Below are 6022 nucleotides of genomic sequence, written 5' to 3' on the forward strand. Positions count from 1 at the left end.
CCATGAGCGTCGTCGAAGATCTGGCTGACCGTCTGGCACGGGACGCAATTGAAGCGGCAGAGCTGATGGGTGATGACACGTTGATCACCGCCATCGCCGAATCCATGAGCACCTCTTCCACAACGGAAGAGGCGTTCCTGACGGCGGTGCGCGTGCGTTTGGCGGAAAAACGTGGCCGCAAATTGCTAGAGGCCAAGATTGATGCTTTTGAAGCCAAGCTGAAAAACCCCGGCTGATCCGGCGCGCAGTTCTACGCGTCAGCCGTTTTTCTGGCGGTTTTGCCCGTCCGGGCCCCGCCGCATCACCCGCAAACGAATGCCCCGGTCAGAGCGCACGGTCAAATGCGCCACGGGCACCGGCGGGTCGGCATCTTCTACCAATTCAAACCGCAGATCACGCAGAAGATGCGACAGGATCAGCGTGCCTTCGACCATGGCAAACCCCGCGCCGGTACAGACCCGGCTGCCGCTGGAAAACGGGATATAGGCATCCCGCAGACAGGTTTTGCCATTCTCGGTCTGAAACCGGCCCGGGTCAAAATCATCAGGCTGATCCCACAACCGTTCATGGCGATGCAGGTGCCAGGGTGACAGCACGATTTGGCTGCCACGGGCAATATCCCGGTCGCGGAACCGCTCTGGGCAGGTGGTTTCGCGCACCATCATCGGCACCGGCGGGTAGAGCCGCAGCGCCTCGCGGAACACATCGCGTGACAGGCGCAGTTTCGACATGACGGAAAAATCCGCCTCTACCGGCCCCTCTGTCAGCGCCTGGGCCTCTTCGGCGACCCTGTCCTGCCAGTCCGGGTAAAGCGCCATAAGGTAAAGCGTCCAGGCCAGCGCCGAGGCACTGGTTTCATGGCCGGCAAGAAAGAAAATCGCCACTTGATCGACCATTTCTTCGGTCGAAAACGTCTCGCCCGTGTCGGGGTCGCGGGTCGTCATGATCTTGGTCGCCAGATCGTCCGGCGCGGTGCCCGCTGCAATCTCAGCCATGCGATCTTCGGTCAGACGGGTGATCAAGGCGCGAATGGACCGTGCCGCCGCCCGGGTATCGCGGCGAAAAAATCGCGGCATCCACTTCGGCAGCGGCACCAGCGCCGCAATGTTCAGGATCGGCTGGCTGCGCTGATAGTCGCGAAATTCGGAAAAAACCTGCGAAGCGATTTCATGTTCGATCGGGATCGAAAACAGCGTGCGAAAAATCACATCCGCCGCCGCATGGCTGGTTTCGGCTTCGATTTCCACCACGGCCCCGGCCTGGGGGTCCAGACGCCGCACCGCAGCCCGCGCCGCCGCCCACATCGCCGGGAAGGTATCGCGCAGGCGCCCCCCCTCAAACGCGGGATCAATGATCCGGCGTTGGCGTTTCCAGGTCGCGCCATTGGTCAGAAACACCGAATTTCCCAAGAGCGGGCGCAAGCCTTCGCTGATCCGGTTGGACTTCGGGAAATCGTCGGGCCGTTCCCTGAGCACGGTTTTGATCAGGTCCGGCTGGTTGACCATATAGGATCGAAAAAACGGTGTGCGAAATTCGGCCATCCAAGCGCGATACAGCCGCGCCGGTTGGGCCGACAGAATATCTTTGCGAAACAGCGACATATACCGCCACAAAGACACCTTTTCCCCACGGCTTCGGGGTTTTGGCGGCCGGGTCATGGCGCGGTAGAGGTAAAGGTGTTCACTGGCGTTGCTACTCTGGATTTCGACGACACTCGGGTTTGATATCTTTGCCGCAGCGTCAGCGGCCCGGCAGTGATGCGAAAGTAGTCGTAATCGCGCGGCGCGTCAAAGGCGCAAAGATATTGAAAATGCAGCCGGAAAAACCGCCAGCGCAATTCCTTGAGCCGCGCGGCCGTCAAGGATTTCTTGAAGGCCGCCGAAAACACCAGCGGGGCTTTCTGGTCCGGCCCGGCCACGCCGGACACCGCGACCGGGTCGCACAGCGCAAAGGCGCAGCCATCCCCCGGCGCGGTCACATCCGCCCAGAACACCGCATCGCTTTGCGACAGGAATGCCAGATCATTGCGCAACCGCCAGGCGTCCGGCAGGAAGGTCACCATCGGCATCACCTGACCGAGGGTCAAAAGACCCAATGCCGGCCCCTGCCCCGGTGCCCGCCCCGCGCCATCGACGGCCCGCCCGGAGCGGATCAGATCCGACATCACGGACACCGCCAGATGCGCGCCAGAGGAATGTCCAATGACCAAAATCTCGTCGACATCTTCCTGACAGGCCGCCGCAACCGCATCGGTGAAGGCGGCGATCCGGGCCTCCATTTCCGGCGTATTCGCGCCCTTGGTCCGGGCGCTGTAGGAATAATCATGCATCAGGTAATAGACAAAAAGCTTGCTGTCCCAGCGCCGAAACCTGTCGAGGATCGCCCAACCAACGCCCAGACCAAGCAGCCCGGCCACCAATGGCCCGACAAACCTCGCAACACCGCCAAGATCACCGCCGCCCGCCAGAATGGCCGCGTTGATGGCCCAGTTTCCGACACGATAGGCCACAATCGTCGCGATCAGGGCAAGCACGGCCTGACACAGCAGCATCACAACCGGATAGAGCGCGGCAATCACCGGGCCGCTGCGCAGCTTCGTCAGCCGCCACATCGCGCCGGTGCCGATATAGGTCACGGCGGTTTGCAGCATGGCCAGATAGGTTCTGGCGATCCCGTGCCGCATCGAATTCTTGACGATGTCGGACCAGACCAGAACCTCGACCTCTGTGGTCACGGTGGCGCCATCCATGTCGCCAACCACGTTCCAGCCGAAATTTTCCTGTGATTTTCGGGGCGTGAGCGTCAGGTCATAACCGGAAATACCGGCCTGGGCCGCCCCCTCTTTGCGGTATAATTCCCGATAACGGCGGGGATGAATCGGGTCATAGCCGGGAATATAGAACACCCGACGCCGTCTCACCTGATTTTGTTCATAACCGCCCATGTACCATTCTCTTGCGCAGCTCTATTGATTTTGTATTAATTTGACCGTTTTTTGCGTCAAGAGTAAGGCGCTGGACTTGCAGGCTGCGGCACCCTAAATCCTGCGCTATGACAGACACGCTCGACGCGACCCATCTTTTATGCCCCCTGCCCGTGCTCAAGGCACGCAAGCGTTTAAAATCGCTGGCAAAGGGTGATGTGCTGCGGCTTTTGGCCGATGATCCGGCGGCGGTGATTGATGTCCCGCATTTCTGTCAGGAGGCCGGTCATACCCTGCTCGAAAGCCATGACGCCGAGGGCGTGCAGGTCTATCTGATCCAAAAAGGCTGAGATCGCCGGTCTGTTGGCCCACGTCCACGCCCGCCCTATCCATCCCATTGATGAAAACCCCGTTGAAAACAAAAAGCCCCGGCGAGATCTTTTGCAGATCAGCGCCAGGGCCAATGTCAGGTTAACTGCGGTTGGGGCCGCGTCGCGATCAGCGGCCGATCGACCACCAACCGCGTTTCTTTGGCTTGTCCAAGTCTTCGACCTCTGGCTCGCCAGAAGCTGTCTCCAGGACAGGCTCAGGCGTGGCCTCAACCTCAGCAGGCGCGGCAGTTTCAACCAATGTCTCTGCCGGGGCTTCGGCGACATCCGCCACAGGCTCTGCCACCACAGTTTCCGCCGCAGCGGGTTCAACGGCGACAGGTTCCTCTGCAACGGCTTCGGCTGGTGCTGCCTCCTCTGCAACAGGTGCATCCGCAACTTCTTCGACCGCTGCTGGTTCCACCGTGACCTCTGGCTCCGCAGCAACCGCTTCCTGCACCTGAGGTTCAGGGGCGGCTTCTGCATCCGCGAACTTGGCTTCTGGTGCCTCTTCAACGGCGGTCTCAGTGGCGGCAGGCTCAGCAACCTCAGCGTCTGCCGTGACCTGCTCTGCCGGTGCTTCGGCTTCGGCAACCGGTTTTACCGGGCTGTCATCTGCCGTTGCTGTCACCGCAGTCGCCTCTGGTGCAGCTTCTGGCGCAACTTCTGCCGCATCGCCGGACGTTTCGACCGCCGCAACCTCAGCCGAGGCTGTTTCCGCGGTGTCCGTTTCCACAGCGACCGATGTCTCTGCTGCCACCGCTTCGGCCGCGACCGCAGCTGCTGCGGGCGCTTCAGCGTCAACCTTGTCGTCAACCTTGTCGTCAGATTTGGCTTTTGACGATTTCCGGCGGCTGCTCGACGTGCTGCGGGTGCGCTTCGGCTTTGGCTTTTCTTCGGTGGCCTCCGGGGTCACATCCGCTGCATCCGTTGCGGCCACGACGGGCTCTGCCTTGTCGGTGTCGGAACCTGCGGGCGCGTCATCATCGTCATCATCGGACTCGCTGCTGCGGTCCTGATCCTGATCACCGTTTTCACCGGTCTTCGACTTGCGGCGACGCCGACGCCGACGGCGTTTCTTCGGCTTGGGTGTCTCTTCCTCGCCAGTGGTTTCGACCGCTTCGCTGACCTCGGTTTCGACCTCTGCCTCGTCCGGCACATCCTCTTCGACCGGATCGTCAACCATATCCATGATTGTGGTGTCGGCGGACACAACCGGCGCGGCGACCTCGGCCACCTTGCGTGTCGCGGTTTTCAACTTCTCGATGTTGAAATCCGGGCTGACCAACGTCGGGTCGCCCTCGACCCGCACGGCCACACCGTAACGCGCCTCGATCTGGGCGATATGTTCGCGCTTGGCGTTCATCAGATAGTTGGCAATGGACACCGGGCAACGCACCAGAAGCTCTTTGCAGCGGCGGCGTGTGCCCTCTTCCTCGATCTGGCGCAGCACTTGCAGGGCAAGGTTGTCGTCCGAACGGATCAAACCGGTGCCATGGCAATGCGGGCAAGGCGCGGTTGTCGCCTCGATCATGCCGGGGCGCAGACGCTGACGCGACATTTCCATCAGGCCAAAACCGGAAATCCGGCCAACCTGAATGCGCGCACGGTCGCTTTTCAGCTTGTCCTTGATGCGCTTTTCGACGGCGGTGTTGTTCTTGCGCTCGTCCATGTCGATGAAATCGATCACGATCAGACCGGCAAGGTCACGCAGACGCAGTTGGCGCGCCACCTCTTCGGCGGCCTCAAGGTTGGTCTTGAGCGCGGTTTCCTCGATCGAGCCTTCCTTGGTGGCCCGGCCAGAGTTGACGTCGATCGCCACCAGCGCCTCGGTCACGCCGATCACGATGTAGCCACCGGATTTCAGCTGGACCGTGGGATTGAACATCGCCCCCAGATAGCTTTCGACCTGATAGCGCGCGAACAACGGCAGAGATTCTGCGTAATGTTTCACGTTCTTGGCGTGGGACGGCATGATCATCTTCATGAAGTCCTTGGCGATGCGGTAGCCGCGTTCGCCTTCGACCAGAACCTCGTCTATGTCGCGGCTGTAGAGGTCGCGGATCGAGCGTTTGATCAGGTCGCCTTCTTCATAGATCTTACCGGCACGATGGATTTCAGCGTCAGTTCGCGGATCTGCTCCCAAAGGCGTTGCAGGTATTCGTAATCGCGCTTGATCTCGGACTTGGTGCGCTTGGCGCCCGCGGTCCGGATGATCAGGCCCGCGCCCTGGGGCACGTCGATCTCGGCTGCGATTTCCTTGAGCTTCTTGCGATCGGGGGCGTTGGTGATTTTGCGGCTGATGCCACCGCCACGTGCGGTGTTGGGCATGAGGACGCAGTAACGACCGGCCAGCGACAGATATGTGGTCAGCGCAGCGCCTTTGTTGCCGCGTTCTTCCTTGACCACCTGCACAAGCAGGATCTGGCGAACTTTGACCACTTCCTGAATTTTATAGCGATGCGGGCGTGGTTTGCGCGGTGGGCGAATGTCGGCTTCGTCGTCTTCTTCGGCGACGGATTCGATATCGCTGTCTTTGGCGGCGGCGTCAGATTTATCTGTCGGCTCGTCGCTGTCATCCTCTGCGGCGTCATCCGCTTCGGTTTCGGCGCTGTCCTGCGCGGCATCTTCGTCTGCGACCGGGGCAGCCTCGGCCACAGGTGCGTCTGCGGCTTCGTCTGTGTCTGCTGCTTCGGCAGTGTCTGCAACCACCTCTGCGGCGGCTTCAACC

General features: G+C 61.0%; 4 protein-coding genes and 1 pseudogene. 2 read left to right on the forward strand and 3 right to left on the reverse strand.

Annotated elements, in window-relative coordinates; translation table 11 throughout:
* Positions 1-2 precede the first annotated feature (2 nt).
* Complete coding sequence (locus AC0L4F_RS23570; RefSeq protein ID WP_244691988.1) at positions 3-236, forward strand: hypothetical protein; 234 nt, start codon at positions 3-5, stop codon at positions 234-236.
* Between the two features lie 21 nt (positions 237-257).
* Here AC0L4F_RS23570 and AC0L4F_RS23575 read toward each other — a convergent pair whose 3' ends face one another.
* Positions 258-1658: a cytochrome P450 gene (locus AC0L4F_RS23575; RefSeq protein ID WP_244691990.1), complete on the reverse strand. Its 1401-nt coding sequence runs from the start codon at positions 1656-1658 to the stop codon at positions 258-260.
* Positions 1655-2944: a hypothetical protein gene (locus AC0L4F_RS23580; protein WP_244691993.1), complete on the reverse strand. Its 1290-nt coding sequence runs from the start codon at positions 2942-2944 to the stop codon at positions 1655-1657. Before AC0L4F_RS23580 ends, AC0L4F_RS23575 begins: the two co-directional genes overlap by 4 nt.
* A 107-nt stretch (positions 2945-3051) precedes the next feature.
* On the opposite strand from AC0L4F_RS23580, the gene AC0L4F_RS23585 reads away from it, so the two are divergent.
* Entirely contained in the window at positions 3052-3273 is a 222-nt protein-coding gene (locus AC0L4F_RS23585; protein WP_244691995.1) for a sulfurtransferase TusA family protein, read from the forward strand.
* Between the two features lie 433 nt (positions 3274-3706).
* On the opposite strand, the pseudogene AC0L4F_RS23590 reads toward AC0L4F_RS23585, so the two are convergent.
* Positions 3707-6022, reverse strand: a pseudogene (locus AC0L4F_RS23590) (Rne/Rng family ribonuclease); the annotation flags it as partial.

This window comes from Marinovum sp. J2-8 (assembly GCF_055808435.1).